The sequence below is a fragment of the Okeania sp. SIO2F5 genome, from assembly GCF_010692685.1.
GTDB lineage: Bacteria > Cyanobacteriota > Cyanobacteriia > Cyanobacteriales > Microcoleaceae > Okeania > Okeania hirsuta.
Map to the genome: position 1 here is coordinate 1 of NZ_JAAHGU010000056.1, position 26,047 is coordinate 26,047.

Consider the following 26,047-nt stretch of genomic DNA (forward strand, 5'->3'; position numbering starts at 1 on the left):
GTAAACAATTTCAAGCTATAAACTGTAAATTATCAATACCATTACAGACATCCTTAAAACTTTAAGGTTTAGCGATCGCCTAATTTATGAAAAATACAGCTCATACAGTTACTTTTATATTACATTGCAAATATCTATGTAACATGTAAAGATGCCAGCGCTCATTGCTATAGTGGTACTTATATGAAATATAAAAAAGAATGCTACGAATAATTTCCCTGGTTAAAAGACTTTACTTAGGAATATCGATTTGACTAAAAACAGAGTTTTACTCTACTATAACGGCCGTTTGCTGGCGCACAACTATCGTTAACGTCCGTACAGGAGTCAGCAGAGTAGGTAGAAAGAAGTTTTTCGGTGATTAAATAGGAAGAAATGGGTATAATTTGCACTATTTTTTTGCTGAAAATTTACCCAAAAAATTTGAATTTCATACCTCAAATCAGCAACGCCAAGGATTTATACCTTTTTGAGGCAAAACTCTATGCTTGTATATATTTGAAGCTATTTTATGATTCTATTTTGTGTAAGTCTTATTAGTGGATCTTTGAAGTTGGGAGTGGTTTCGGCATCATCCCTAATGCGGACTTTACAGGGTGGGAAGAGTCTGAGTACGTTGTCGAATGAGACATAATTTTTTTTGTCAAGTTATAGCGCTGCCCACAGGCAACAGGCAACAGCGGTGCGACCCCGCGACGACGACAGTCGCAAGCGGTCGGACCCCGCGACGACGCCAGTCGCAAGGGAATGCCGACCAAGAGAGGGAATGCGCACCAAGAGAGGCAATAGGCAATAGGGGGAATAAATTGCTGATCATATAGAACCCATTTGAGATCTATATAATTATGGTAGTCAAGTCTTTTCGCGCATTAATTTTGAGGAAAATTCAGTTGAAGGAGTGTTGAATTTTTTGTATTATCTCTCCCCAAATCTTCCCTCTTAACCTTTTCTCTCTTACCTTCTGTCTCCTGTCTCCAGTATAGCTGTCTCCTAGTCAAAAAAACTTGATATTTATATGAAGATACGGTTAGGGGTTCTATAAGACTTTTAGCTATTGGACACCTCCTGCAATTTGTAAATATGCCAGCGCACATTGCTATAGAAAGAATTTCATTTTGATCGTACTAAATTTTACCGACAATTATATAGTTCATAACTATAATTAACTTTGGGTAAAATATCGGGATTCTCCCAACAGTTGAATTTCTCTAAATCATTTTCATTTACTTCTAAATTCACTGCCCATAAATCTAGAGGTATGGTTTTTTCTTTCAAGATTTGAGCAATTGTTGAATCTGGTAATAATGGTGATTTTTCTGTTTTTTTTGCCAGAATAAATTCTAAGGTTGGTGTTGGTAAATTAGTCTTTTTTTCGAGATGTTGAAAAGATAAACCAATAGCCATTAAAGCACGAATTTCTGAGTGAGTTTTATAACTCATGGCAATCAAGATTGGGGCTTGAGATTTTGTTTGAATGACTTGGGCTAATAAATCGGCTTGTCGTGATTTTTGATAGGCATAATTTGTAACTACGCTTAATGCTCCACATAATCCCATTATTAATATTATGACAACTACTTTTTTTCCTGTTGCTCTGAAAAAAGTCGGAATAATTTTAAACAGTTTGCTTCTTTGTTTTTTCTCTGCAATATTATTTTGCCAACAACTCGCCATAATTGACCCCAACAACAATAAAACTACAGGAAAATAAACAAAGCTATAACGAGCGACCAAAGATATATCTTTTCCTAAACCATAAATTACAAATAAAAATAGGAAGATGGCAAAGCCTAAAAACCATCCTAATATCTGAAGAGAAAGACCTGCTAATGGAGAGGCAATCTCTACTTTCCACCCTTGCCATAAACTAGGAAAAACCCAGACTAATACTAACAACATTGTCACGCCAGAAACAATGCTAATAAAAGTATTTGTTCCCTCCACTGGCAACATAAATATCATTGTTATTCCCCATACAAATAAACGCAGGATAGGTTGCCAGATTTCATCTAGGTCATAACTGGTATCGATCCAACTCGTCAAGTCATTGCCCGAAATACCTGTCACTGCTGGCAACCAGACTAAACAACCGAGCAAACTTCCCAACCCAACTGCATATATGCGCCACCAATAACGTTGAGAAAATTGTTTGATATCCCTTAGGAAAAACCCACCCATAACTAAGCCTTCCGCAGCTAGGGTTAATGCAAAAAAGTAGTGGGTGGCGATGCCTAAACTATTAATTATTACCCACAAACATCCTAACCATAAAGGTAATATTTTTTGCTGCTGAATACAGCGTATTGCTTCGATGAGACAAGCTAGAGAAATGATTATCCAGAGGATAGTTAGGGTGTAATGACGCGCTTCTTGGGCAATGTAGATGCCGAAAGGAGACACCGCCATCAGTGCAGCAGCTATTTGCCCCACTATCTGAGAGCGAAAGGCAAAGCAACCAAGGGCAAATATTGCCGGAATAGCTAATACACCAAACAAAGCACTGAGCGATCGCCCTACTGCTAATGATACTATTTCTCCATCTGAGGTAAATATTTTTAGCCAAAAATGAGTCAGCAGAAAATATAGAGGGGGATGAGTGCTTTCGGTCATTAGGTTGTGAATGACGTCGCTGTAGGGAGTTGTTGTGTCTAAGCATAAAGGTGAGAGGAGTTGTTGCCAAGTGATGACTTTATCTAGGGGAATCTCAAGAAAGTTATGACCGAGACTGTAACCTAAAGTGGATATTTCTATAGAGTCAGCGGGTTTGTCTGCCGAAAAATTGTAGCGGAGAATAGTACCTATTAGAATTGAGATGCTTAGTAGGAAATAGTTGAAGTTATTTGTTTTTAGACTTTTTCTGGTGTTAATTACGATTGCCAATTTAGTAGTGACCTCTTAATCTATTTGATACAGAAGATTCCACCAGGTGTGAGGTACACCCATAGCGTGCAAGATGCTATAGCGGGCAAAAGACCCGCACTGGGAACATTTAATTGTTAATATCTGTACTTTAGGCGTTGGTAATTAGTAAGATGATTTTCTAGCAGGGGTGATACTCATTACTTGCTCTGGTTAAAAATTTAGAGTGAGTCAGAAGGGGATTAGTCTGAAAGTTTCATCTCTTGATTTACCAACGCCGTACTTTATATACTTGGAATCTGCTGTATCTTTTTCATTTAACTTTTTGAATTTGACATCCTCCCCGGCCTAAAAGGCGCGGGGATTCCTACCGAGCCGTAGCCCCTCGGCGGGTTGACATTTCATAGGCTGCTGCCTCCTTGACGGTGGTCTTACGCTTGCCTCCACGTCCATTTAAAGTCTCGGATTGCCCACCCGCGAATATATTGATGGCTGCATTTTCATCTCGGTCATGTTTAGCACCACAGTTGAGGCATTCCCACTCCCTAATTGAAAGGTCTAGTTTCCCACCCTTAAATCCACAGCAAGAGCAGATTTGAGATGTTGCCAGCCATCTATCAATTACTCTAAATCCACGACCATATTTTAGAGCTTTTCCTTCTAGGAATGTTCGGAATTGTCGCCATCCCAAATCTGAAATCGCTCTAGATAATTTCCGGTTTTTAACCATTCCGGAAACGTTTAAATCCTCTAAAATAACTGTTTGGTTATCACGAATTATTTCAGTGGATAATTTATGTAGAAAATCAGTCCTTGTATCTTTCAGTTTGGCATGAAATTTTGCTATTCTCAACCGTGCCTTATCATACCTTTTAGACCCTATAGTTTTTTTAGATAATGATTTACTTAACTTCCTGTATTTATTGATTCGTTTCTTTAATGGTTTTGGAGCATCAATTTTCTCACCATTGCTCAAAGTTGCAAAAGTTTTAATTCCTAAATCTATACCTACTGAATTATCAGTTTGAGGCAAGATTTCCGGTTGTATTTCTACTACAAAACTTAGAAAATATCTATTGGCAGAATCTTTAATTACTGTTACTGACGACGGGGCAGCAGGTAGCTCTCTAGACCAAACTATCTTTAACTTACCAATTTTAGCTAAATAGACTTTATCTTGATGTAGTTTAAATCCCCTCAAGGTGAATCTCGCAGTTTGCTTAGACTTTCTAGTTTTTAACTTAGGGGGCCTTACAGGTTTACCCTTTCTTTTGCCTTTGGTTGAAGTAAAAAAGTTTTGATAAGCCTGGTTTAAATCGTTTAATGACTGCTGCAATGGTACAACTGAAACATCCGATAACCATTCTCTCTCTTCAGTTTTTTTTGCAGATGTAATAAACTGTTTTTGTCGTTCAGAATTAGTCGGTTTCTTCTCTCCTAATCTATACTTTTGTTGAGAGAAAGCCAGACTATCATTCCAGACAACACGAACACAGCCAAATAGTTTTGCTAATTTGTGTTTTTGTCCCGGTGTTGGATAGATACGATACTTATACCTAGCTTTCATAATTGCATTTTTAAACTAACAATATTCTAGCAGATTTCTCAACAAAAAACAACTAAAAAGTCGCCCTAAAAGGGCGAGGCTTCAAACCCAATTTTTCGGTGAAAATTTTAATTATCGCCATATCATATAATTATTTTTGATTTTATATTATATCATGTCTGGATAATTAGTTATAAAAAAACTTTCTCCTTCTCGTCTTCTTTCTTCTCTTTCTCGTCCTCTTTCTTCTTCTTTCTTCCCTCCTGACTCCTATACTTCGACAATCCGACACCTACCCTACCTAACTCATTGATCGTTTATTTATAACTGTTCAACGGGACATGATATTACTCATCAGGTGTTTATAGACAATAACAATAGTTTAATTATAGAATGTATTCTGTGTTATCTTAGTTTTTGTTGTCGCAACCAAGTATCTGCCAAAATCACATCATCTTCTAATAGACATCTGGTAAAAATCCAAAATAAAATCAATTATTATCCATAAATTATCAATTATTCCCCTCCCAGGAGGGGTTCGGGGTGGGTTCCCTGTTGCCTTCCGGAGCTGTTGCCTGTTGCCTCTTTTCTGGAGATGTCTAATAATTCTGGTACTTGAATTGCTTGCTGACCTTTGTTTAAGGTTTCGCAATTATAAAGAGTATCGCCAGCAAATAAGTTGAATCTTTGGTTTTCTGGCAATTTATAATTAGCTCTAGCAATCTCAATTGCTAAGTAAAATGAGTTTATTAGAACAACAAGAAGGGAAAGAAAATGCGGAATGTTAAAAGATTTCCCTTTGTTGAGCGTTGCTGAAATGTAATGGTAAGTAGCTGAAGGTAAAATTGAAAAACTTATGTTTTGCGTTGATACTTAATTTAAAAATCATTACCATTCAGAAACGCCTCATGTCCGTTGAATAGCGCGATCAAACTCCGTTCCTCTTTTCTACACAATGCTACGCAAACGCGATCAAAAACTTTCTTCTCCTCTCCCTTCTTCTTTCCTCCTGACTCCTGACTTCTCCAAAGTTATTTATAACTATTCAACCGGACATGATATAAATATTGTATTTCTGCTCAAGAAAGGTTTAAACTTAATTCAATGCCTTACCTTATAAATAGACAGAATGAAAAACATCAAACTTTTTTCCATGCTTCCCAAAGTTTTTGAGCAATTAGGTAAACTATTTAACAAAAGTTATATCAAACTAGGGGCGATATTAGCCCTGATTACTCTGATTGGTCTTTCGACTGTAAATCATCATGGGATATCGGTTGACGAGCATCTATATCTTAAAATTGTTCAATGGAATTGGGAATTCATTCAGGAAGGAAAAACAATACCATCAGATTTGAAATTTTATGGAATTGTTTTTGATAAGGTGGCTGAAATCATTTTTCAAGTTAAGCATTGGCTCGAAACTCATTTATTTTCTCGTCCTCCCTTAGAACCATACCTATCAGCAGTTGATTCAGAAATTCTGGTTCTCGATCGCTTTTTAACTAAGCACGTTTTTACCTTTTGTGTTTCTCTAATTAGCTACCTATCTGTCGCTGGAGGTATTACACTCCTTTATGGAAAAAAATGGGCTTGGTTAGCTCCTCTAATGCTCGCCCTTTTTCCTCGATTTTGGGGACATAGTTTTTTTAATCCTAGAGATATTCCTTTTGCTGCTTTATTTAGCCTTTGTATTTATCTAGGAGCATATATTGTTGAAGAAATCAAACAAAACTCAAATTCACCATTTTTTTTGGGAATTCAGCGCACTAGCATTAGAGCGATAGGCTATGGTATTTTAGTAGGGTTGCTCAGTGGTATTCGGACTGGTGGGTTTATGATGTTGGGATTTGTAGGGTTGGTATCTTTAATATTAATTCCCCGAAACAATATAGGAAAATTTCTCAAATTTTACCTAGTTAATTATGTTTTAATGACGGTCAGTTGGGCGATCGCTCTTTTCTGTGTTACCCCCTCTTCTTGGTCAAACCCTTTTCGTTGGTTTTGGGATGCCATCAGCTATTTTTCCCAACATGAATGGCCTGGATCGGTTTTATTTAAAGGAGAATTTATTAAAGGTTCGGAACTACCCTGGGATTATCTTCCTACCTGGTTTCTGATTACGACTCCTTCAATATTTCTATTTTACTTTTTGTTAGGTTTAATCGGTCTAACTAGAAAATATCATCAATTTAGCGATCGCCAAAAAGCCTATATTCTTCTGGTGATTTTGCAAATCTTTCTGTTGCCGATGATTGCCATTATCAAAAGTTCTACTATTTATGATGGGTTAAGACACTTTTTGTTTGTAATTCCGGGAATGGCGATCGTCACAACGATTGGCTTCATTTGGAGCTACCAACAGATTTCTCAACCCAGGTTTAAGCGTTGGTTAGTAGGGGTCACTTTACTAGGAGTTCTGATTATTCTGTTTGATATGGTAACAATACATCCTTATGAGTATATTTATTTTAATCGAGTTTTTGGAGGATTACAAGCTGCCCATCGGCAATATGAAACTGATTATTGGGCATTAAGCATGAGAAATGGTATAGAATGGATTAATCAGAATGGTAAAAAAGGAGCGATCATAGCTGTTCCAAGATGGTGGAGTTTATACTCCGCAAAACCATTTGCGACATCTGATTTTACTGTCATCGATCAAAACGAGTTAAAAAAAATGAAATTAGAACAACCTGATTATTATTTATATTTTTATCGTTTCAAGTATGAAGAAAATTTTCCCAGTTGCGATCCTGTTTATTCTGTCACTCGTAAAGGTGTTCCTTTAACAACAGTCAAAGACTGTACAGCTAACACAGATGAATCATATTAAATACACAGAATGAAAAATATAAAACTTAATTTCAGCATTTTCCAGAGGTTTTGGGCAATTGGTAAACTATATTGGTGGGAATCTCCAGAGAAATGGCGAGCAATTGGTTTATTTATATTGCTGCTTTGTCTTCTCAGTTTAGATTCAACTATAGGACTTAATCAACTCAAACAACAAGGAGAATTAATCTCTGCTTTAGTTGATGGGGACTCTGAGAGATTCTGGAAATCTGCATTTTTCTATATTGGTGCTTCTATTGTGTTAGCTATTACTGTTGCTACTTGGCAGTATTTAGAAGATAAAATTCGTTTGTATTCCCGAGAGTGGTTAACTAAATTTTATTTAGATAAGTATTTCCAAAATGATTGCTTCTATAAAATCAATACCCTCTATCGAGAAATTGATAACCCCGATCAGCGAATTGCAGAAGATATTGCATCATTTTGTCATCGTTCTGTAACTCTATTTAGGCAGTTTGCCTTAGCAATTTTTAACTTGTTTGCATTTGGAATTCTACTTTGGGAAAAATCAAAATTATTGGTTCTGATTTTAGTCATATATTCTGTAGGAGGTATGCTAATTACAACTATAGGTTTTGGTAAAATTTTGATTCCAATTAAAAAAGAACAACTGAAACGAGAGGCAAATTTTCGATTTGGTTTAGTGAGAATTCGAGAGAATGCTGAATCAATTGCTTTTTATAATGGAGGCGATAGAGAATTTAGCTACATTAAGCAGGTATTTGCTCCGGTTTTAAGTATTTATAATAAAGTAATTACTTGGGAGAGAAACTTAGATATTTTTCAAAACATATACAATTATATTACCTGGATGTTACCTGCTTTAATTATTGGTCCGAGAATTTTGGCAGGGGAACCAGGGTTGGAAGTGGGAGCAATACAAGAAGCTAATGGAGCTTTTGGAAGGGTCTTTAGGTCTTTGAATATCATAGTTAGGATGTTTGAATTTCTCACCAGTTTTATTGCAGGAATTGAACGTTTAGAGAGTTTTGTTAAAGTTCTAGAAGAACCAAAAGCATCACCAGTCGAGGGTAGTACAATAATTGATACTGTTGAAGATTCCCGTTTAAGTTTACAGCATCTTACTTTGCAAACTCCTAACTATCAAAGAACTTTAGTTAAAAATGTATCTATAGAATTACAACCGGGAGAAGGACTTTTAATTGTGGGGGTGAGTGGTAGTGGGAAGAGTTCTATTTTGCGAGCGATCGCTGGTTTGTGGAATTCTGGAACTGGGACAATTTACCGACCGAAACTAGAAGAGATTCTGTTCTTACCACAACATCCTTATATGATTTTAGGTTCTCTACGAGATCAACTGCTATATCCACGCACTGACTTAAATATCTCTGATGAAATAATTTATCGAGTGCTTAACCAAGTTAATTTGCCAAAATTAGCAGAAATATTCGGTGGTTTAGATACCGTTGAAGATTGGGAGAATATGTTGTCAATGGGAGAACAACAGCGGGTTGCTTTTGCTCGTTTGTTGTTGACTCAACCCCGTTATGCAATTTTAGACGAAGCAACGAGCGCTCTGGATGTGCAAAATGAACAAAGTCTTTACCAACATTTGCAAAGTTTATCGACTACTTATGTTAGTGTCGGACACCGACCAACTTTGTTACAATATCACCACCAAGTTTTGGAAGTTATGGGTGATGAAACTTGGCGAGTGACTTCTGCACAAGATTATAAGTTTATGCCAATTCATTAAAATAGGGAGATGGGAGATGGGAGATGGGAGATGGGAGTAGGGAGTGTGGGGAGATGGGAAGTATGGGAAAAAATTAAAAAATGTGGTAGTGGTACATTGTAATGGTATAGGCAGTGGGAGCATCTTGCTCCCATTCTAAGTTTTCCTGATCTCCACCTACCATTACGCGAGCAGGACTACCAAAAATGGCGTTGGTAAAGCGCGTGTATGATATTAATCTTAATTACTTAGGAGTCAACCCACCCCTCGCCCCTCCCCCTCCCAGGAGGGGAACAGGAGTCAGGAGTCAGGAGGTAAGAAATAAGAAGAAAGAGGAATAGAAGGAGAAAGTTTTTCGGGAAGCGTAAAGGTCGCGGAGTTTTATAGCGCTCTTATCCGGAGATAATATCATACCTCAAATTACCAACGCCCCAAAAATATATATCTTCACCATTACTATGCAGGACTACCAGATTTTTTTATACCGAATTAAGCGAATTTGATATAATTGATAATTTATGGATAAGAATTGATTTTATTTTGGATTTTTGGAGGTGTATATTAATATTTACAGCATTTTCCTAAAAATAGGGAGTAGGGAATAGGGTGTCGAAAAACAATTCGACCTCAGTAACTTGAGAAACGCTATATAATTAGAACTTACGCAATCAAACATAATTTAAGGGAAAAAAGATATGAAAAAAACAATTAAAAAAGCCTTTTTAGACACAGAAGACGGACAAATTTTTTACCGAATAGGAGGAGAAGGAGAACCTCTGGTTTTACTTCACATGACTCCTCGAAGTAGCGATGAATTTAAAGAGTTAATGGCAATTTTAGCCCCTAAATATCGTGTTATTGCTATGGACTTAATGGGGTTAGGAAATTCGGATCAACCTCCTAGAGAATATTCTATTGCAGACTATGCTAAAACTGTTATTTTATTGTTAGATGAATTAGGGATTCAAAAATGTAGCATTTTGGGCAGTTTAACAGGGGGTTATATTGCTGGAGAAGTTGCCGTATCTTATAGCGATCGCCTGAATAAATTAATTCTTTGTAATGTTCATGGTTTTGATGCAGAAGAAGCAGAAAAAATTGGCGAAAGGTATAGGCAAGGATTTACCATAAAAGAAGATGGTTCTCACCTCATGGAAAGATGGTTAACGCGGAGTAACTATCTGGAAGCAGAATTAAATCACCGTTGTCTTATTGATGATTTAAAAACTTTTGGTAGACCTATTTATACTGGTTTAGCAGTTAGTAAATATTGTGTTTCTGCCCAAGAAAGGTTTAAACTTATTCAATGTCCGACCTTAGTTTGTACAGGAGCTAAAGCATTAGAACCTATTGAAAAATATGGTTTAGCAAAAGCAGAAAATCAAGGTTGGTTATCTGAAGCAATTCCCCATAGTCAAGCTTTTGAAGTTGAAGGGGGAACCATTTGTATGATTAATCAAAGGGCTGAAGAAATATCTAGAGTTGTTATTGATTTTTTAGATAACTGTTAAAGGAAAAAGTAACCTATTAGGAGTTTAACTTATGAGTTCTATTGACGAGACTACAGAAACCCATGAAATAACAAAAATGACTAATCTCTATGAAACTGACTTTGTGGAGTGGACTATTAAACAAGCTCAAGCATTAAACGATCACGATCTAAAAGCTCTTGATTGGAACAATTTAAAAGAGGAAATAGAAGACTTGGGAAAAGAACAAATTCATGCTGTCAGTAGTTTTATCAAAAGGTTAATTGAACACAAACTTAAACTAGACTATTCCTCTAATATTTATCCTCGAAACCACTGGCAAACTGAAATTAACAACTTTCAAGATGAAATTGAGAGAAGACTAACTAAAACTCTGTTAAACAAAGTAGATATAGATAAAGAGTACGAAAGAGCTAAAAGATTAGTTTTAAGTGAATATAAGTTAGACCTTCCCGATCAATGTCCTTATACTTTTGCAGATTTAATGCAAAGATTACCAGAAAATTGACAAGAATAATCATAAGTTACTGTTAATTTTTTTAGACAAAAATGTAGATGAGGAGAAATTAAAATTATGAAAATAAAGAGAGCATTTTTAGATACAGAAGACGGGCAAATACATTATCGAATTGGAGGAGAAGGTGAAGCACTAATTTTGCTACATCAAAATATAAAAAGTAGCGATGAATATCGAGAATTAATGCCAAGATTAATTCAAGAAAAAAAGTTAGTTATTGCTGTGGATCTTTTAGGTTTTGGTGAATCGGATAAACCTCCCAGAATGTATTATATAGAAGACTACGCCAAAACAGTTACTTTACTTCTAGATAAATTGGGAATCAAAAAAGCAAATGTTCTTGGGCATCATACAGGTGCTTTCGTAGCAGCAGAAGTAGCAGCAGCATACCCAGAAAGAGTTAATAAACTGGTGTTATCTTGTATTGATTATTTTGAGGAAGAGGAAAGAAAAATACTTTATAATAGGTTTTCTAATGCTTTTGAAATTAGAGAAGATGGTTCTCACCTGACAAACAGATGGCCTGTTCGTTTAAGCTATGTAGGTTCAATAGAATTAAATCATCGTTGTTTATTAGATGAGTTTAGATGCCATGGTTATCCTCCCTATGGTCCTTTTTCAATAATGAATTATGCAGAGAAAAGCTTAGAAAGATTTGGATTAATTAATTCTCAAACCCTAATCTTGTCCGGAACTGAAGACATCAAACAACTAGAAAAATTAGGACTTGCAAAATCAGAAAATAGAAAACTAATTACTCAAACAATTCCTAATGCTAAGAAAGTTGATATTGAAGGTGGTACAATTTACATGATGAATCAAATGTCTGAAGAAATTGCTAAAATAGTGGTGGATTTTTTAGATAATTAGAGAATTAATAATTGTATTTTTTGTTCAGTTATAAGCGATATACATAAGATAAAACCCTCCCAGGTTTTGAAATATCCCGATAGACTCGAACAAATGCTAAAAAACCATCATCAGTAATATTTCTAGGAACAGTTGAAAAACTCGGACAATAGTGAAACCAATTCTTAATCAATTGATAATTACCTAGATTCATATACCCGACTAAAGTATATCCTTCTTCGTTATAACTTTGAATTGCTGGATAATGTCCATAATAATGAGGGAGAATAGCGATTAACCACACACCTCCCCCATTATTATCTTTCCTTAAATACTTCTTTTTAGCCACTTCAAATTGGCTAGTTTCTGTTTTTCCCCAAGGTAAAAATTTACTATCCAATGCTGGAATAAACTCATTAATTATAGCATTAGGATCGTCTATTTCTGAAGCTTGATATTTAAAAGGAACTACTCCATTTTCCATCCAAAGAATTTCTAGAGGTTCATCTCCTAAAACCTTCCAATTATCAACTCTAACTCCAGCAGGAATAAAAGAGTAACTATGTTTATCTAATTGCCATTCTCCTATTTGAATAACTCCACTCAGAACAAAAAAAAATTTCTAGATCGGCTGTAAATATTCCTGCGGGAGCTGTAAATTGAGGGGGTAAACTTACCCTTGATGTGGATGCACCACAATTATGCCAAGATAGTAATCTTCTTGTTGCGAAAGGGACAGTTTCTGGCATTCCCTGGATGCGCCAATCTAAAATTTCTGGTACAGTATTAGAGTCGAAAATTTGGTATTGACGAGGGATAAACTGAGGAGAAATTGCTGTACTTCTCCCAGATAAATTCATCCGTCCTCTACCATCTCCTCCCCAGTCTTCTTTAATTGATGGTACTTCAAATTCACTATTGCTATTTTCTTGGTTTTCGCCCATCATACTTTAGTCCCCTGTTGAAATTGGTATTTTTTAAGTAAACTATAATGTAATCTATAGTTCTTTGAAATGGCAAGTTCCACTATGCAAAATTAATTTAATATGTTGGTGGAGGTAGAAAATAAAGAATAGGGAATCAAAAATATATCTGAGTAGTAAATATCTTAATAATTGTGTCTATCTATTTATCCTGAAGGAGATAAAATAGACTAATCTAAATATTAATCTCTGAACCTAAAACTTAACTATTTTAAGAATTATGAAAGTTGCTTTAATTACTGGTGGAACTCGTGGAATAGGGTTAGCTATTTCTCGTAAATTAGCTGAAGATGGTTTTAATCTGATCCTGGGATATCATTCTAACCATGATGCTGCTCTTGCAGTTAAAAAAGAGTTAGAAAAATTGAATATTAAGGTTATTACTGTAGCTGGAGACATCAAAAAATCTGAAACTGTTAATGCTTTATTTCAGGTAGTTGAAGAAAACTTTAATAGTCAACTCACAGCTTTTGTTCATGTCGCTGGTTATGCTATTACTGCAACACTACCAGGAAATTTTACTTTTGAACAGTATGAAGCAGCTCAAGAAATTTATCCTAAAGCATTTATTCGTTGTATTGAAAAAGCCTTAAATTATATGGTTGATGGTCAAGGTAGAGTAGTTGTTATTTCTGCAACAGGTGTTCATAACCCAGGGAAAGTCTATGGAATGGCAGCACCAGCAAAAGCAGCAATGGAAACCTTAGCTAAACATTACGCGATCGCTGTTGCTCCACGGGGAATTACTGTTAATATTATTACCCCTGGTTATATCAAAACTCAAGCTTGGGATGGCTATCTCGATAAAGTACCTTATATTGATAAAATTCCTCCCCAAGTAACTCCCATGGGAAGATGGGGTCAACCCGAAGATATCGCCCCTCTGGTTGGGTTTTTATGTTCTCCAGAAAGTCAATTTATTACTGGTCAACATATCTATGTTGATGGTGGGTTAGAATTATCTTTATTTTGGAATATTCATCGGTTTAGTCAAACTCTATAGCGCTACGCGCTAGGGAATAGGGAATAGCAAACTGTAAAAGGATTTTAGGATTGAAAAATGTCCGGACCAATTCTTGTAGTGCTATAGAACCCCTGATCGTATCTTCATAAATATGCGCGTTTTTTTAGCTAGGAGACAGGAGACAGGAGACAGAAGACAGGAGGTAAGAGGGAAGATGTGGGGAAAAATAATACAAAAAATTCAACACTCCTTGCTGATGATTTTTCCTCAAAATTGATGCGCGAAAAGACTTGATAACCATAATTATATAGATCTCAAATGGGTGCTATAAAAGCAGAATAATCGATGATCGTGATGAAAACCGCGATCATCAATTTTCTGGCAATCTTTTCATCAAATCTTCAAAAGTATAAGGACAAATATCGGGTAAACTAACATCATATACTTTTAAAACTTTACGCTTTGCTCGCTCATATTCAGGTTGAATATTGATTTTATTTAATAGGGTATTAGTAAGTCTTCTCTCAATTTCATCTTGGAAATCATCAATTTCATCAATCCAATGTCCGCGCGATTGGATATCATTAGTGTAGTCTAGCTTTAATCTGTGAATTATAATTTGTTTTAAAAAGCTATGAACTGCATTAATTTGCTCTTTTCCCAAGTTGTCTATCTCCTCTCTTAAATTCTCCCAATCAAGTGCTTTTTCATTATGTTCACTCAAAGCTTTTGCTTGTTCTTCTGTCCATTGAACAAAATCTGTTTCATATAGATTAGTCATTCTAATCTTTATATTGGTTTGTCTAGTCACGTCAATAGAATTCATCAGTAAAACTCCTAATTATATTATATCCGTTTAAATAGTTATAAATAAACGACGGAGAAGTCAGAATTCAGGAGGGAAGAAAGAAGAAAAGAAGGAGAAAGTTTTTTGATCACTATATTAGATTTTTAATTTGCTGGTGATGCATTGTAATTATTTTTGTTACCAGAAACGGTAGTGGGAGCATCTTGCTCCCTTATTAGCGGGCAGGATGCCCGCACTAGGCATTGCTTCTTCCTATTTACCATTACGCTCCGCAGAACTACCCTTAATTTTATAACTCTCAAGGAACTACAATAATTTTTCCCATCAAACGACGCTCCTCCATTTTCGTCAATGCTGCTGACACTCCCTCCAGACTGACTACTTCCTCGATGGTCGGTTGCAACTTTCCCTGCACAAATGCTGGTATAATTAAATTTTTGAGAGTTTGCCAACTTGCCTGATAATCACTGTTATACCAAAGGGCAATACCATAAACAGCAATATTGCACCCCAGTAATTTTCCCATTGGTAAAGCAGCATCTAAACCAGTAGTCGTACCATAGCAAGCAATACGACCATTATTAGCTATAACTTCTAAACAGTCAGCAAATGTCACTTTACCAGCACCATCCACTGCCACCTGTACCCCTATATTATTTGTAATTTTTCTGACTTCAGAAACTACATTTTGGTTGCTATAGTCAATACCATAGTCAGCACCCAGTTTCAACAGGTATTCCACTTTAGCTCTATTACCAGCAGTGGCGATAACTTTTGCTCCCAATAATTTCGCTAGTTGTATTGCTGCTGTCCCCACACCACCACTACCAGGATGGACTAATACCCACTCTCCTACCTGAACTTTTGCCCGATAGATGAGAGCTAAAATAGCAGTCAAATAGTTAATAGGTAAACTCGCAGCTACTTCAAAAGATATATCATCAGGAATAGGTAATAATTCTGTTGCTGGAGCGATCGCCATTTCGGCAAAACCTCCTTTAACGTGTCCTACTACCCGCATTCCTGGCAAAAACCCTTCAACTTTTTCCCCCACTGCATCAACTATACCTGCTGCTTCTTGACCCAAAATTTGAGGTAGTGCATTATTCCCTGGTCTTTTATATTTTCCGTAGGTCATTTGCAGGTCTGAGTTATTAATTCCTGCTGCTCCTACACGCATTCTAATTTCACCAATATTTGGTGGCGACATTTCTGTTTCTTCTACTCGAATACCAGTAATACCTGTATATTCATGTATGCGAACTGCTTTCATTTTTGGTGTATTATTTAAACTATTTGGTTGTCCTGCTCGCGAACGTGTGAAGATATATATTTTTTAATTTCTGACCACACTCCCCATCTCCCCATCTCCCCATCCCCCCCATCTTCCCTCCTGACTCCTGACTCCTGACTCCTGACTCCTGACTCCTAATTTAAGACTCTTTCTTCTTTAATTATTGTTCGTTTAACTATTTGATGATTATTAAACCAATGCCAAGTTCTAGCGCGATGATTATTATCGGGACTAATATTAATCATTTCATAGATATATAAATCTGGCATTCCTTTATATGTAATCCACAAAATAATTGTTGAATCATCTACTTCCCAAGCATAACCATCCAACCTTTCTGTATCAAACCAAATTTTTTTATCTCGATATATTCCAGGAAATTTATATTCTTCTTTTTTACCATCTTCCCACTCATAACGATTAGTTTGAAAATAGGGATATTCTCCATTATCTGGAAATTGACAAGTTAAATGAGAACTATGGCGATCGATAATATTACCCTGATTATCTACTATTGTATATGTTCCTTTCCAATCTCCTTCATGACGGACTAATACGGACATTTCTTCTCTAATTTTGGACATAATCTAACTCCTGATGGGACAAAGATAATTATGTTATAGCAGAAGGAAGAAGGAAAAAGGAAGAAGGAAGAAGGAAGTAAGTTTGTAGGTTGGGTTGATGCCAGGTTAGCGGAGCTTATCCTCCGGATAAACCCAACAAAAACAGGTAGATGTTGGGTTGCACTACCGCTTTTAATGTTCCACAGACGATCAACGGTGCGTTACGCTTTGCTAACACACCCTACTAGACCGACACAGCTAAAACTGTGCAATAGGGAGTAGGGAAGAAAGATATTTGTTGGGTTTCGTCCCTCAACCCAACCTACACTTATTGCACCATTTAAAGTGTGTCAGTCTACTACTACAATTCTTTTAAAATCAGGAATTGACAGAAATTAAATTGTAGATATCCAAATATATTGGGCAAAAATTAAAGGAATAAAAATTAACTATGGCAAGTAAACTCTGGCGGAATATTTGGCAATTTCTCAACACAGAAATAGAATTGAATTTATCGGAAACTGTTAAAGGTGGGGTTGAGTCAGCTAAGGCGGTTTTGGAAATAGCAAAAGCTCTACAAGAAAATCAGGATGCTAAAGAGTTAAAACCTTTTATTGAGAAATATTGATTCACTTTTGGATGTACTAAATTCTCCCCTGGGAAAAGTTGCAGGAGCGGGTTTACCTTTTTTGCCTATTGCAACTGGAATTATTACTTTTATTATTGAAAAAACTCGTCAGGAGCCAACTTTAGAAGATGAAGTACAATTGGTGGCTCAGGTAGCTTATTTAGAAAGTTTACGAAGATTTTTAATAGACCATTCTGAAATATCGGAAAAACTGACAGAAACTGAGGCATCGGAAGCGGTACAAAAACAGATTAAAAAATTGGATGAAGAAATAGATTTTAATGACAAAGGACCTGGGAAAATTTTGGTTAGTTTCTATGATTCACCTTTGATGGAAAAGTTTGATGAAATTTTGATTGAACGTTTTAAAGAATCTGGTTTAGCTGAAAATAAAGCCAAAATTGTTGCCGAAAGAATTTCTCGCAGTACCCACCGTTATATGAAATAAGCAGTGGTAGAGGTGAAAGACAATGCTAAGAAATTAGCCGGAATTTATGGATATGGGTGGCAACGAGATTTGGAAATTTATGGCAGTATCGATAAGTATTTAGAGAAGAATATTGCTACTAAACCAGACGAAGAAGTATTTGATGAAAAATTCACTTTTAGGCAAATTTATGTGCCACTGTTGGACAATAGTTAGCCTTGCTAATTCAATCTAAAAGTATTGAAAGATAAAGGTTTGACCATTGATTTTTGAAGTAGCATTCTCACATCTGTACCGCGATAGCGATCGCTGATTTTCAGACTTTATTGATGTTTGATTTATCTGTTGGACAATAGTTAGCCTTGCTAATTCAATTTAAAAGTGTTGAAAGATAAAGGTTTGACCATTGATTTTTGAAGTAGCATTCTCACATCTGTACCGCGATAGCGATCGCTGATTTTCAGACTTTATTGATGTTTGATTTATCTGTTGGACAATAGTTAGCCTTGCTAATTCAATTTAAAAGTGTTGAAAGATAAAGGTTTGACCATTGATTTTTGAAGTAGCATTCTCACATCTGTACCGCGATAGCGATCGCTGATTTTCAGACTTTATTGATGTTTGATTCATCTGTTGGACAATAGTTAGCCTTGCTAATTCAGTCTAAAAGTGTTGAAAGATAAAGGTTTGACCATTGATTTTTGAAAAAATTACCGTAGAAAAATACATATTATAATATTTATATCAAAGCAATTTGAAGGAATAAAAATCATGTCAGAACTACAGGAATTAAGAAAAAAATCTCTGAATTTATCAGTAAGCGATCGCCTGTTATTACTTAAGGCAATTACAGATTCTTTGAATGAGGAACTTCGCCCTCGGCCAGAGTTACCTCCTGATTTCTTAGACAAGTTCCGAGGCATAGGAAAAACAGATAGTCCACCTCCAAATGATGAGGAAGTTGAAGCTATGCTAGAAGAACGTTTAGTGGAGAAATATTTAAAATCCCGAGAAAAATACATACTATAATATTTAGATAAAAGCAATTTGAAGGAACAAAAATTATGTCAGAACTACAGGAATTAAGAAAAAAAGCTCTGAATTTATCAGTAAGCGATCGCCTCTCTTTACTCAAGGACATTACAGATTCTTTGAACGAGGAATTTCGCCCCCGTCGCGACCTCAAAGCTGCTATAGAAGGTTTGCGAGGTATAGCAAAAACTGATGACCCGCCTCCGACTGATGCTGAGGTTGAGGCGATGCTAGAGGAACGCCTAGTGGAGAAATACTTAAAATGAAAGTTTTAATAGACACTAATATTGCCCTTGATTTTCTCCTACAGAGAGAGCCATTTTTCGGCGATGCTGATGCTTTATTTGAAGTTATTAAAAATCAGCAAATTGAAGGTTTTGTGACAGCAACAACCTTAACTAATATTTTTTATATTGTCAGAAAACAAACCAAAAGTATTGAAAGAGCAAGAGAAGCAGTTGCTATGACATTAGCATTAGAAATTTGTGACGTTAATCGTAATATTTTAGAAACTGCTTTTGCTTCTAATTTGAGAGACTTTGAAGATGCAGTGCAATTAGCTTGTGCTTATGCTAAGAATCTTGATGCTATTATTACTCGTAATGCTGATGATTTTGCTGGTGCAAGTCTGCCTATTTTGTCAGTTCAACAGTTATTTGAACAGATAAATAATTCTTGAGTAATATTATATTCGGACAATAAAGTCTTTGTTTGTAGTTGCACTTCAGCGCTGCTAGATATATTTGAGGCGCTAAAGGGCAACTATGAGCTGTTATTATAAGTGTTGGTAGTCCTCAATAGTAATAGTATGCAGGAACTAAGGAATATCTTATATCATGTTCCCCCTCCAGGGGAGCTACGAATTGCGGATAATCAGTTATAATAAAATTTAAGGACTCCGGGTATCGACAGTACCAAACAAATACTTAAATTATCAATACTATTCTCGAATATTTGTTCTTTTTCTCCTTTCTTTCCTCCTGACTAGGTCCTTCCCCTCCTGGGAGGGGTTAGGGGTGGGTTGACTCCTGACTCCTCACAACAGTCATTTATAAGTATTCAACCGTTAGCGTAGTTCCCCCTCCGGGGGAACATGATATTACACGGGAGCAAGATGCTCCCACTGTTATGCTTCGTCAAAAAAATAATGACAATGCACGACTATTACTGTAATCTTTCCTTCAAATGTTCCCCTACCCGCAAAGCATTAGCAATAATTGTCAATGCAGGAGTCACTGCCGAACTTGATGGGAAAAAACTGCTATCCACAACATATAAATTATCCACATCGTGGGTACGACAGTTAATATCCAAAACTGATGTTTTCGGGTCTTCCCCAAACCGACAAGTACCACATTGGTTTGCTACAACCTCAATGGGAACTTCCCCACGGGGATAAATGCTGCCGCGCTTCAAGACAGAATTTCCTACCTCTTTGTCTACCAACTTCAATACATCCATCCAACGATGTACTAGGCGATCGTGTGCTTCCCAGTTATTGGGAGTGTAATGGAAAAACAGTTTATCCCCTTTGACTTCAACTCGGTTATTGGGGTCTGGTACTATTTCCGAATGCAACCACCAACCAATGGAACGTAATGCTAACTGCTTCAACCCAAACCCTGGCATCGCTTTTGCTAACACAGATAAAATGGGTGGAGACTCAGCAAAAGTAATATCTTGCAGCAGACCACCTGTATTTTCTATGTGACCCATGGGATAGGCAAAATTCTCATCCCCCCAATAAAAATCATTCACACTCACACTTCTGAGAAAGTTCCCAGAGTTTGGTTTAGGACTAGGTTGCACTACGGCAGTCATCAGATGTTTCATCAGGTTGCGTCCCACTTGTCCGGAACTGTTTGCTAAACCATCTGGATGTTTTTCATTAGCAGAACGTAATAGTAATGCTGCTGAATTTACTGCTCCACAAGCAAGTACGACAATATCGGCAAAAAATAGAAATGATTGTTTGCCAATTTCTACTTCTACTGCTTTAACTGTGTTACCCGATGAGTTGGTGAGTAAACAGACTACTTTTGCATTAGCTTTAATAGTAATGTTAGGAGAGTCTAGCAGTGGTGCAATACCGAAGACTTCCGAGTCTCCAGTGGGGTCTTCCTCTTCGCGGGTAAGAGTTAATGGTAAAGTTTCTGGATGTAAACCTTGCCCGGCGATCGCATCGACAACTTTTTTAATTTCTGGATCGTGGTCAACTGCGGGATAAGGATATTCTGCACTGTGGGTAGGTTCGGTTGGGTCTTTGCTAACTTGACCGTGAACTTTATAAAGTTTTTCTGCTTCAGTGTAATATGGTTCAAAGTCTTTGTATTTGAGACACCATTCTGGAGAAATTCCTTCTTGATGTTTTACTGTTTCAAAGTCTTTTTCTCGCATCCTAATGAGAGCAGCACCATAGATTTTCGTATTGCCACCTACGGCATAATTTGTCTGAGGAGAAAAGGGTTCGCCTGCGTTGTCATACCAATTTTCGGGGGCACGATAAAGTTCTTTTTTGAAGATATCAACGTTAGCTCTATTTTGAATTTCTAGGGGCATGAAATCACCCCTTTCTAAGATGAGTATTTTTTCCCCAGTACTAGCAAGTTTAGAGGCTAATGTTCCTCCTCCTGCACCTGTACCGACAATAATTACATCATAATGTTGGTCATCAATAATCATTTTATTCTTCCTTTAATATTTTTTTTGAGGTGTATTGAAGAAGTCAAAAGTCAAAAGTAAAAAATAAGATTGTATAGTGCTACTTAGTAGTGGATAAGGGAGAGTCTCTTGTTGTCAAGATTCTGTTTTCTTGAAAGTTATTTGAATATTTGAAATAGACATTTCCAAAAATAAAAAATAAAATCAAGTTTTATCCATAAATTATCAATTATTCCTCTTCTGGGAGGGGGAGGGGCGAGGGGTGGGTTCCCTGTTCCCTATTCCCTCTTTTGGAGGAGATGTCTAATTCTTTGGATAGAGCGCTACACAAAAAATTTATTCTGACTCCTAACTCCTAATTAAAGTTATGTGAGTGAATGAGATGCTCACACTCTGAATATTTGAAATTCTTTGGATAGAGCGCTACACAAAAAACTTATTCTGACTCCTGACTCCTGACTCCTGACTGCTACAGCAAGGAACGAGTTGGTGTTTAACTTACATTGACGATGAACCTGAGACAGAAAAAAGCTTTTACCACTGTTCCCTGTTCCCTGTTCCCTGTTCCCTGCTATAATTATTTCACTGCCAAATATAAATGAGGATAAACAAAATAATCCAAATTACGTCAACAAAATGCCAAAATAAAGAAGTAGCATTAATGCCAAAGTGACCGTTATCATAGTTACCAGGAATGAAAGAACGACCCAACATAATACCCTGCAACAAAATACCAGTCATAACGTGCAGACCGTGAAAACCAGTCAACAGATAGAAAGTTCCACCGAATACTCCCGTTGTGAAACCAAATTCTAGACTATTCCATTCAATTCCTTGACCTACTACAAAGTAAGTTCCCATTGCCATTGTGGCAAACAGAAATATGCGAAACCAAGTCAAGTTATCCTTTTCTAAAGCTTTTTCGGCAAAATAGATAACGAAACTACTCGAAACCAAAATTACTGTATTAATCGCAGGTTCTCTAACTTCCAAACCAGACACACCTTCTGGCAACCAGTTGGTGGAACTTGTTTTGTAGATAATGTATCCCACAAAGAAACTCAAGAAAATTATGCTTTCCGAAAGTAGGAAAACGATAAACCCGAACATACTATTACCTTCTTCATCGTGGGTATGTTCGGCAACTGCTGAATGCAAAGGTTCCTGTAGTTGTTCTGATGCGATCGAACTATCCATGTTTTAATTCTCCTTTAATTTACTGGTTTTATCCTCGCTATAGTTGCCGTAGGTTGGGTTGAGGGGTCCCTCAACCCAACAGATGCATATTACAGACAGATATTTTTGTTGGGTTGCGCTTTCGCTTAACCCAACCTACTGGACTAAATTTGAGAGGAGCGAGAATCTCCTAGACGACTGCTATATTACAGACAAATATTTTTGTTGGGTTGCGCTTTCGCTTAACCCAACCTACTACTACCACCTAATTAATTAACAGGTTCGGGAACTTCTGCATGATGTCCATTGGGGTCATTAGAAGTCAAAGGTTCCGACTTACCATAACCGTAGGGTTCAGCAATAATTATCGGAATTTCTTCAAAATTCTCCACATCTGGTGGAGAAGAAATCATCCACTCTAAACCGATCGCTCGCCAAGGGTTAGCAGGTGCTTCCTTACCTTGTATCCATGAACTCACCATATTTAAAATAAACGGCAAAGTAGACATTCCTAATAAAAACCCCCCCAGACTGGCGATGATATTCCAAAATTCATACTCAGGTGCATAAGAAGAAACTCGGCGCAACATTCCCTGTAAACCTAATGGGTGCATGGGTAAAAAGTTGAGGTTAGTACCGATGAATGACAGCCAAAAGTGCAACTGTCCCAAACCTTCATAATACATTTTCCCAGTCATTTTAGGGAACCAATGGTAAATAGCAGCATACATTCCCATTGTTACCGTACCATAGAGAACGTAGTGGAAGTGACCCACCACAAAATAAGTATTGTTAACGTGAATATCTACCGGAACAGAAGAAAGCATGATGCCAGTAATACCAGCAAACACAAACATAATTAACCCACCCAAAGCAAATAACATGGGAGTATTTAGCCTAATCTTTCCACCCCAAATAGTTGCCACCCAGGCAAATACCTTAATTCCCGTCGGTACAGAAACACACATAGTTGAAAGCATAAAAATCATCCGCATCCAGGGAGGAGTACCACTCGCATACATATGGTGTACCCAAACTAAACCACTTACCCCAGCGATCAGCATTGATGAAATTACCACCACTTTGTACCCGAATAGTGGTTTGCGACTGTAGACTGGGAATATTTCAGAAAAAATACCAAAAATAGGCAGAATAATCACATAAACTGCGGGGTGGGAGTAAAACCAGAAAAAGTGCTGAAATAGAACCGGGTTTCCTCCATTGGCAGGATTAAAAAATCCAGTTCCCATTGTGATGTCAAATAGTAACATCACTGCACCTGCTGTTAGTGCTGGCAGTCCGAACAATTGAATAATCTGAGCAGCAAATACTGTCCAAACAAAAGCTGGCATCCGGAAAAATGTCATACCAGGCGCTCGCATTCTCACAATAGTTGTGACAAAATTAACTGCCCCCATAATGGAGGAAACACCAGAAATGGCAACGGCAAGAATCCATAGTACCTGACCGTTGATTAAATTACCCGTGGGATTTTGTATACTTACTGGAGGATAGGCCCACCAACCTGATTGTGCGGGCCCGCCAGGAACAAAGAAACTGGCTATCATCAGAACGCCAACTACTGGCACCATCCAAAATGCAGCAGCATTTAGACGAGGAAATGCCATGTCTCGCGCCCCAATCATTATGGGTACGAGATAGTTTGCCAGACCAACTAAAGATGGGAATGTCCATAGAAACAGCATGATCGTGCCATGCATGGTGAACATTCCGTTATAAATGGTGCGGTCTACGAGGTCTGATTCTGGTGTCATTAGTTCGCCGCGAATTACCATGGCAAATATTCCACCTACTAGGAAAAATAGGAAAGAGGTGACTAGATATTGGATACCGATAACTTTGTGGTCGGTGCTAAAGCTGAAATATCGTCGCCAGTTAGGCGGTTGTTCGTGTTCTGGTTTTTCCGTGACATCACTGATGCCGTCAATTGTTATTTCTTTCATAAAATATTTTTTTCCTTGATATCTGCAAATAAAAATCTACTGCCATTTCTGAAGTGTAACTTCAGTCAATATCCCATTAAATTTACCCGCCTCAAATCTTTTTCTTAATTCCTGGCGCTGAATTTTACCGATCGCTGTTTTGGGAATTGTTTCTTTAGAAACCGGAATCAAGTAATTTGGACTCACGCCAATCTTTTCCACAATCTTATCCCGAATTTTCTGCATCAGGACTTGTAAGGAATTATCCTCAGTGTCAGTCGCACTGAAAAAGATTGCCAACTTATCAGTATTGTCCTCTGATTCTCTAACTGCACAAGCAGCAGTATAAGAGACTTCAATACCTGCAATTTCTTCTACGACTGCTTCAAGATCATGGCAATAATAGTTAGTACCACAAATAATAATCAAATCTTTCTGCCGTCCCGTAATAGTTAAACGCCCATCCTGGAGAAACCCCAAATCTCCAGTATTGAACCATCCATCCTGAGTGAAGGCGTTTTGGTTTGCTTCGGGATTTTGATAATACCCAGACATTACAGTTAACCCTTTAACTTGTAATCCGCCAATTTCCCCCTCTGAAACAACCTGATTTTGATCCTCGACAATTCGCAAATCAACTCCAGGAATTGGCGACCCAACTTCCACAAACAAATCATAATCTGTGGTGGAATCCAGGGAAAAATTATGGGAGAAAGTCGCACCAGAAGAAACTTCTGCCATCCCCCAAGAAGGACACATCACCGTAGGAGCTAATCCGTAGGGTGCTAACAACTGCAAAAAACGCCGTGCTGTTTTTGTCACAATAGGTTCCGCTGCGTTTAAGAAAAATTTGATCGACGATAAATTCCATTGTCGTTTTGAGATAGTTTCAGCACAGTCATTGATTAAACTGTATGCAAAATTTGGGCCGAAGGCAATATTCACTTTAAACCGATCGATTAAATCTAGCCAAATTAGCGGTTCTTGCAAAAATAATTCAAAAGGAAAATGAATCTGTTTGCTGCCTAAATAAACATCTCGAATGTGGAAATATACCAGTCCTCCTACATGATCGATTGGAACCCAACTCAAGCTAATATCTTTCCTGGTAAAACCATTCATTTGGACTGAACCCATTGTTTGACTCAGCAGGTTTCTGTGACTCAGTACCACTCCTTTTGGTATACCTGTACTCCCAGAAGTAAACATCATGACTGCCACATCATCCGGTTGACTAGAATGCCAGTTAGTATCAGGTTCATTTCCGCACAATTCCTCAACTGTCAGCACTGGAAACTTTCCCACCTGCGATAGTTCTGGAATCTGAGGAATTTGTTCAGCAAATACGACATCTGTCAACAACAATGGCTGCTCTAGCATCTGTAAGGTATGGGCAAGTCTGCTAGTAGTTTTGTTGATTTGTTCAGGTGTATAGTTAATACTCCTAACTGGAACTGGAACAAAACCACCAAGGACGCACCCCCAGAAACTACTGATAAAGTCTTGATAAGATTCAATTTGAAAAACCACCTTTTCTTGTGGTTTTAATCCAAATTTTCTCAAGCCTGACAGAATCTTTTGAGCTTCTAAAAGTAAGTCTTTATAGGTTTGGGTTTTTTCTGATTTATCCGGTTGGATATAAACAATTTTTTGGTCTGTTTTGGCTGCTGTTTGTAAAATTTCAGCAAGAATAGTTGGGCTGTTTCCCGATATTACGGGGTAAATTTTTTTCATAGAGCTATATTTTTATCTCTT

23 protein-coding genes and 1 pseudogene are annotated in these 26,047 nt (G+C 37.1%); 12 read left to right on the forward strand and 12 right to left on the reverse strand.

Going from position 1 to position 26,047, the window contains the following annotated elements:
• Positions 1–1,131: 1,131 nt before the first annotated feature.
• The 3 genes from F6K27_RS17845 to F6K27_RS17855 all read right to left on the reverse strand — a co-directional run bounded on the left by F6K27_RS17845 (position 1,132) and on the right by F6K27_RS17855 (position 5,107).
• Positions 1,132–2,880 carry a hypothetical protein gene (locus F6K27_RS17845; protein ID WP_287275431.1) on the reverse strand — a complete coding sequence of 583 codons (1,749 nt, stop codon included), beginning with the start codon at positions 2,878–2,880 and terminating at the stop codon, positions 1,132–1,134.
• Positions 2,881–3,226: 346 nt separating this feature from the next.
• Positions 3,227–4,426 (reverse strand): RNA-guided endonuclease TnpB family protein, encoded by a 1,200-nt coding sequence (locus F6K27_RS17850; protein ID WP_287275429.1) that lies wholly within the window; start codon positions 4,424–4,426, stop codon positions 3,227–3,229.
• A gap of 495 nt (positions 4,427–4,921) precedes the next feature.
• Entirely contained in the window at positions 4,922–5,107 is a 186-nt protein-coding gene (locus F6K27_RS17855; protein WP_287275427.1) for a hypothetical protein, read from the reverse strand.
• Positions 5,108–5,534: 427 nt separating this feature from the next.
• Between F6K27_RS17855 and F6K27_RS17860 the strand changes: the two genes are divergently transcribed.
• The 6 genes from F6K27_RS17860 to F6K27_RS17885 all read left to right on the forward strand — a co-directional run bounded on the left by F6K27_RS17860 (position 5,535) and on the right by F6K27_RS17885 (position 11,834).
• Entirely contained in the window at positions 5,535–7,241 is a 1,707-nt protein-coding gene (locus tag F6K27_RS17860; protein ID WP_287275426.1) for a hypothetical protein, read from the forward strand.
• Positions 7,242–7,250: 9 nt separating this feature from the next.
• On the forward strand, positions 7,251–8,978 hold the full coding sequence (locus F6K27_RS17865) for an ABC transporter ATP-binding protein/permease (protein WP_287275424.1): 1,728 nt from the start codon (positions 7,251–7,253) through the stop codon (positions 8,976–8,978).
• A gap of 185 nt (positions 8,979–9,163) precedes the next feature.
• Positions 9,164–9,298: a hypothetical protein gene (locus tag F6K27_RS17870; protein WP_287275422.1), complete on the forward strand. Its 135-nt coding sequence runs from the start codon at positions 9,164–9,166 to the stop codon at positions 9,296–9,298.
• Between the two features lie 354 nt (positions 9,299–9,652).
• The gene (locus F6K27_RS17875; protein ID WP_287275420.1) at positions 9,653–10,468 is read left to right on the forward strand and encodes an alpha/beta fold hydrolase; all 816 of its coding nucleotides are present in this window, start codon (positions 9,653–9,655) and stop codon (positions 10,466–10,468) included.
• Positions 10,469–10,499: 31 nt separating this feature from the next.
• Positions 10,500–10,955 carry a DUF29 domain-containing protein gene (locus tag F6K27_RS17880; protein WP_124147008.1) on the forward strand — a complete coding sequence of 152 codons (456 nt, stop codon included), beginning with the start codon at positions 10,500–10,502 and terminating at the stop codon, positions 10,953–10,955.
• Positions 10,956–11,021: 66 nt separating this feature from the next.
• Complete coding sequence (locus tag F6K27_RS17885) at positions 11,022–11,834, forward strand: alpha/beta fold hydrolase (protein WP_287275419.1); 813 nt, start codon at positions 11,022–11,024, stop codon at positions 11,832–11,834.
• A gap of 28 nt (positions 11,835–11,862) precedes the next feature.
• Here F6K27_RS17885 and F6K27_RS17890 read toward each other — a convergent pair whose 3' ends face one another.
• Entirely contained in the window at positions 11,863–12,420 is a 558-nt protein-coding gene (locus tag F6K27_RS17890; protein WP_353736009.1) for a DUF4437 domain-containing protein, read from the reverse strand.
• Positions 12,380–12,760, reverse strand: coding sequence for a DUF4437 domain-containing protein (locus tag F6K27_RS17895; RefSeq protein ID WP_287275418.1), 381 nt, complete (start codon positions 12,758–12,760; stop codon positions 12,380–12,382). Before F6K27_RS17895 ends, F6K27_RS17890 begins: the two co-directional genes overlap by 41 nt.
• Positions 12,761–13,016: 256 nt before the next feature.
• Between F6K27_RS17895 and F6K27_RS17900 the strand changes: the two genes are divergently transcribed.
• Positions 13,017–13,799, forward strand: coding sequence for an SDR family NAD(P)-dependent oxidoreductase (locus F6K27_RS17900; RefSeq protein ID WP_287275416.1), 783 nt, complete (start codon positions 13,017–13,019; stop codon positions 13,797–13,799).
• 331 nt (positions 13,800–14,130) lie between these two features.
• On the opposite strand, the gene F6K27_RS17905 is transcribed toward F6K27_RS17900, so the two are convergent.
• The 3 genes from F6K27_RS17905 to F6K27_RS17915 all read right to left on the reverse strand — a co-directional run bounded on the left by F6K27_RS17905 (position 14,131) and on the right by F6K27_RS17915 (position 16,446).
• On the reverse strand, positions 14,131–14,586 hold the full coding sequence (locus tag F6K27_RS17905; protein ID WP_205127517.1) for a DUF29 domain-containing protein: 456 nt from the start codon (positions 14,584–14,586) through the stop codon (positions 14,131–14,133).
• A 280-nt stretch (positions 14,587–14,866) separates the two neighbouring features.
• Positions 14,867–15,841, reverse strand: a complete 975-nt coding sequence (locus tag F6K27_RS17910) for an NADPH:quinone oxidoreductase family protein (RefSeq protein ID WP_287275414.1) — start codon at positions 15,839–15,841, stop codon at positions 14,867–14,869.
• Positions 15,842–15,996: 155 nt separating this feature from the next.
• Positions 15,997–16,446, reverse strand: a complete 450-nt coding sequence (locus tag F6K27_RS17915; RefSeq protein WP_124147012.1) for a DUF3598 family protein — start codon at positions 16,444–16,446, stop codon at positions 15,997–15,999.
• A 430-nt stretch (positions 16,447–16,876) separates the two neighbouring features.
• Between F6K27_RS17915 and F6K27_RS17920 the strand changes: the two genes are divergently transcribed.
• The 5 genes and pseudogenes from F6K27_RS17920 (at position 16,877) to F6K27_RS17945 (ending at position 19,191) form a co-directional block, all read left to right on the forward strand.
• The gene (locus F6K27_RS17920; RefSeq protein ID WP_287275412.1) at positions 16,877–17,053 is read left to right on the forward strand and encodes a hypothetical protein; all 177 of its coding nucleotides are present in this window, start codon (positions 16,877–16,879) and stop codon (positions 17,051–17,053) included.
• 7 nt (positions 17,054–17,060) lie between these two features.
• Positions 17,061–17,696: pseudogene (locus tag F6K27_RS17925) on the forward strand (hypothetical protein).
• Between the two features lie 555 nt (positions 17,697–18,251).
• Positions 18,252–18,509 (forward strand): hypothetical protein, encoded by a 258-nt coding sequence (locus tag F6K27_RS17935; protein WP_287275406.1) that lies wholly within the window; start codon positions 18,252–18,254, stop codon positions 18,507–18,509.
• Positions 18,510–18,544: 35 nt separating this feature from the next.
• Entirely contained in the window at positions 18,545–18,778 is a 234-nt protein-coding gene (locus F6K27_RS17940; RefSeq protein WP_124146579.1) for a hypothetical protein, read from the forward strand.
• Positions 18,775–19,191 carry a putative toxin-antitoxin system toxin component, PIN family gene (locus tag F6K27_RS17945; protein WP_124146580.1) on the forward strand — a complete coding sequence of 139 codons (417 nt, stop codon included), beginning with the start codon at positions 18,775–18,777 and terminating at the stop codon, positions 19,189–19,191. Before F6K27_RS17940 ends, F6K27_RS17945 begins: the two co-directional genes overlap by 4 nt.
• Positions 19,192–19,676: 485 nt before the next feature.
• Here the strand turns inward: F6K27_RS17945 and F6K27_RS17950 are convergent, their stop codons facing one another.
• From F6K27_RS17950 to F6K27_RS17965, 4 genes are all read right to left on the reverse strand, one after another.
• Positions 19,677–21,194, reverse strand: coding sequence for a GMC oxidoreductase (locus F6K27_RS17950; RefSeq protein WP_287275404.1), 1,518 nt, complete (start codon positions 21,192–21,194; stop codon positions 19,677–19,679).
• A 561-nt stretch (positions 21,195–21,755) separates the two neighbouring features.
• A complete protein-coding gene (locus tag F6K27_RS17955) occupies positions 21,756–22,370 on the reverse strand; it encodes a heme-copper oxidase subunit III (RefSeq protein WP_287275403.1) in 615 nt (204 codons plus the stop codon).
• Positions 22,371–22,618: 248 nt separating this feature from the next.
• On the reverse strand, positions 22,619–24,313 hold the full coding sequence (gene ctaD / locus F6K27_RS17960; RefSeq protein WP_287275401.1) for a cytochrome c oxidase subunit I: 1,695 nt from the start codon (positions 24,311–24,313) through the stop codon (positions 22,619–22,621).
• Positions 24,314–24,349: 36 nt separating this feature from the next.
• The gene (locus F6K27_RS17965) at positions 24,350–26,026 is read right to left on the reverse strand and encodes an AMP-binding protein (protein WP_287275399.1); all 1,677 of its coding nucleotides are present in this window, start codon (positions 26,024–26,026) and stop codon (positions 24,350–24,352) included.
• Between the last annotated feature and the right edge of the window lie 21 nt (positions 26,027–26,047).

What these genes read in the sequence shown, in the direction of transcription:
- F6K27_RS17850 (WP_287275429.1), bottom strand. Translation starts at nt 4,426, where the DNA reads ATGAAAGCTAGGTATAAGTATCGTATCTATCCAACACCGGGACAAAAA.
- F6K27_RS17860 (WP_287275426.1), top strand. Translation starts at nt 5,535, where the DNA reads ATGAAAAACATCAAACTTTTTTCCATGCTTCCCAAAGTTTTTGAGCAA.
- F6K27_RS17865 (WP_287275424.1), top strand. Translation starts at nt 7,251, where the DNA reads ATGAAAAATATAAAACTTAATTTCAGCATTTTCCAGAGGTTTTGGGCA.
- F6K27_RS17870 (WP_287275422.1), top strand. Translation starts at nt 9,164, where the DNA reads ATGGCGTTGGTAAAGCGCGTGTATGATATTAATCTTAATTACTTAGGA.
- F6K27_RS17875 (WP_287275420.1), top strand. Translation starts at nt 9,653, where the DNA reads ATGAAAAAAACAATTAAAAAAGCCTTTTTAGACACAGAAGACGGACAA.
- F6K27_RS17880 (WP_124147008.1), top strand. Translation starts at nt 10,500, where the DNA reads ATGAGTTCTATTGACGAGACTACAGAAACCCATGAAATAACAAAAATG.
- F6K27_RS17885 (WP_287275419.1), top strand. Translation starts at nt 11,022, where the DNA reads ATGAAAATAAAGAGAGCATTTTTAGATACAGAAGACGGGCAAATACAT.
- F6K27_RS17895 (WP_287275418.1), bottom strand. Translation starts at nt 12,760, where the DNA reads ATGATGGGCGAAAACCAAGAAAATAGCAATAGTGAATTTGAAGTACCA.
- F6K27_RS17900 (WP_287275416.1), top strand. Translation starts at nt 13,017, where the DNA reads ATGAAAGTTGCTTTAATTACTGGTGGAACTCGTGGAATAGGGTTAGCT.
- F6K27_RS17905 (WP_205127517.1), bottom strand. Translation starts at nt 14,586, where the DNA reads ATGAATTCTATTGACGTGACTAGACAAACCAATATAAAGATTAGAATG.
- F6K27_RS17910 (WP_287275414.1), bottom strand. Translation starts at nt 15,841, where the DNA reads ATGAAAGCAGTTCGCATACATGAATATACAGGTATTACTGGTATTCGA.
- F6K27_RS17915 (WP_124147012.1), bottom strand. Translation starts at nt 16,446, where the DNA reads ATGTCCAAAATTAGAGAAGAAATGTCCGTATTAGTCCGTCATGAAGGA.
- F6K27_RS17920 (WP_287275412.1), top strand. Translation starts at nt 16,877, where the DNA reads ATGGCAAGTAAACTCTGGCGGAATATTTGGCAATTTCTCAACACAGAA.
- F6K27_RS17935 (WP_287275406.1), top strand. Translation starts at nt 18,252, where the DNA reads ATGTCAGAACTACAGGAATTAAGAAAAAAATCTCTGAATTTATCAGTA.
- F6K27_RS17940 (WP_124146579.1), top strand. Translation starts at nt 18,545, where the DNA reads ATGTCAGAACTACAGGAATTAAGAAAAAAAGCTCTGAATTTATCAGTA.
- F6K27_RS17945 (WP_124146580.1), top strand. Translation starts at nt 18,775, where the DNA reads ATGAAAGTTTTAATAGACACTAATATTGCCCTTGATTTTCTCCTACAG.
- F6K27_RS17950 (WP_287275404.1), bottom strand. Translation starts at nt 21,194, where the DNA reads ATGATTATTGATGACCAACATTATGATGTAATTATTGTCGGTACAGGT.
- F6K27_RS17955 (WP_287275403.1), bottom strand. Translation starts at nt 22,370, where the DNA reads ATGGATAGTTCGATCGCATCAGAACAACTACAGGAACCTTTGCATTCA.
- ctaD (WP_287275401.1), bottom strand. Translation starts at nt 24,313, where the DNA reads ATGAAAGAAATAACAATTGACGGCATCAGTGATGTCACGGAAAAACCA.
- F6K27_RS17965 (WP_287275399.1), bottom strand. Translation starts at nt 26,026, where the DNA reads ATGAAAAAAATTTACCCCGTAATATCGGGAAACAGCCCAACTATTCTT.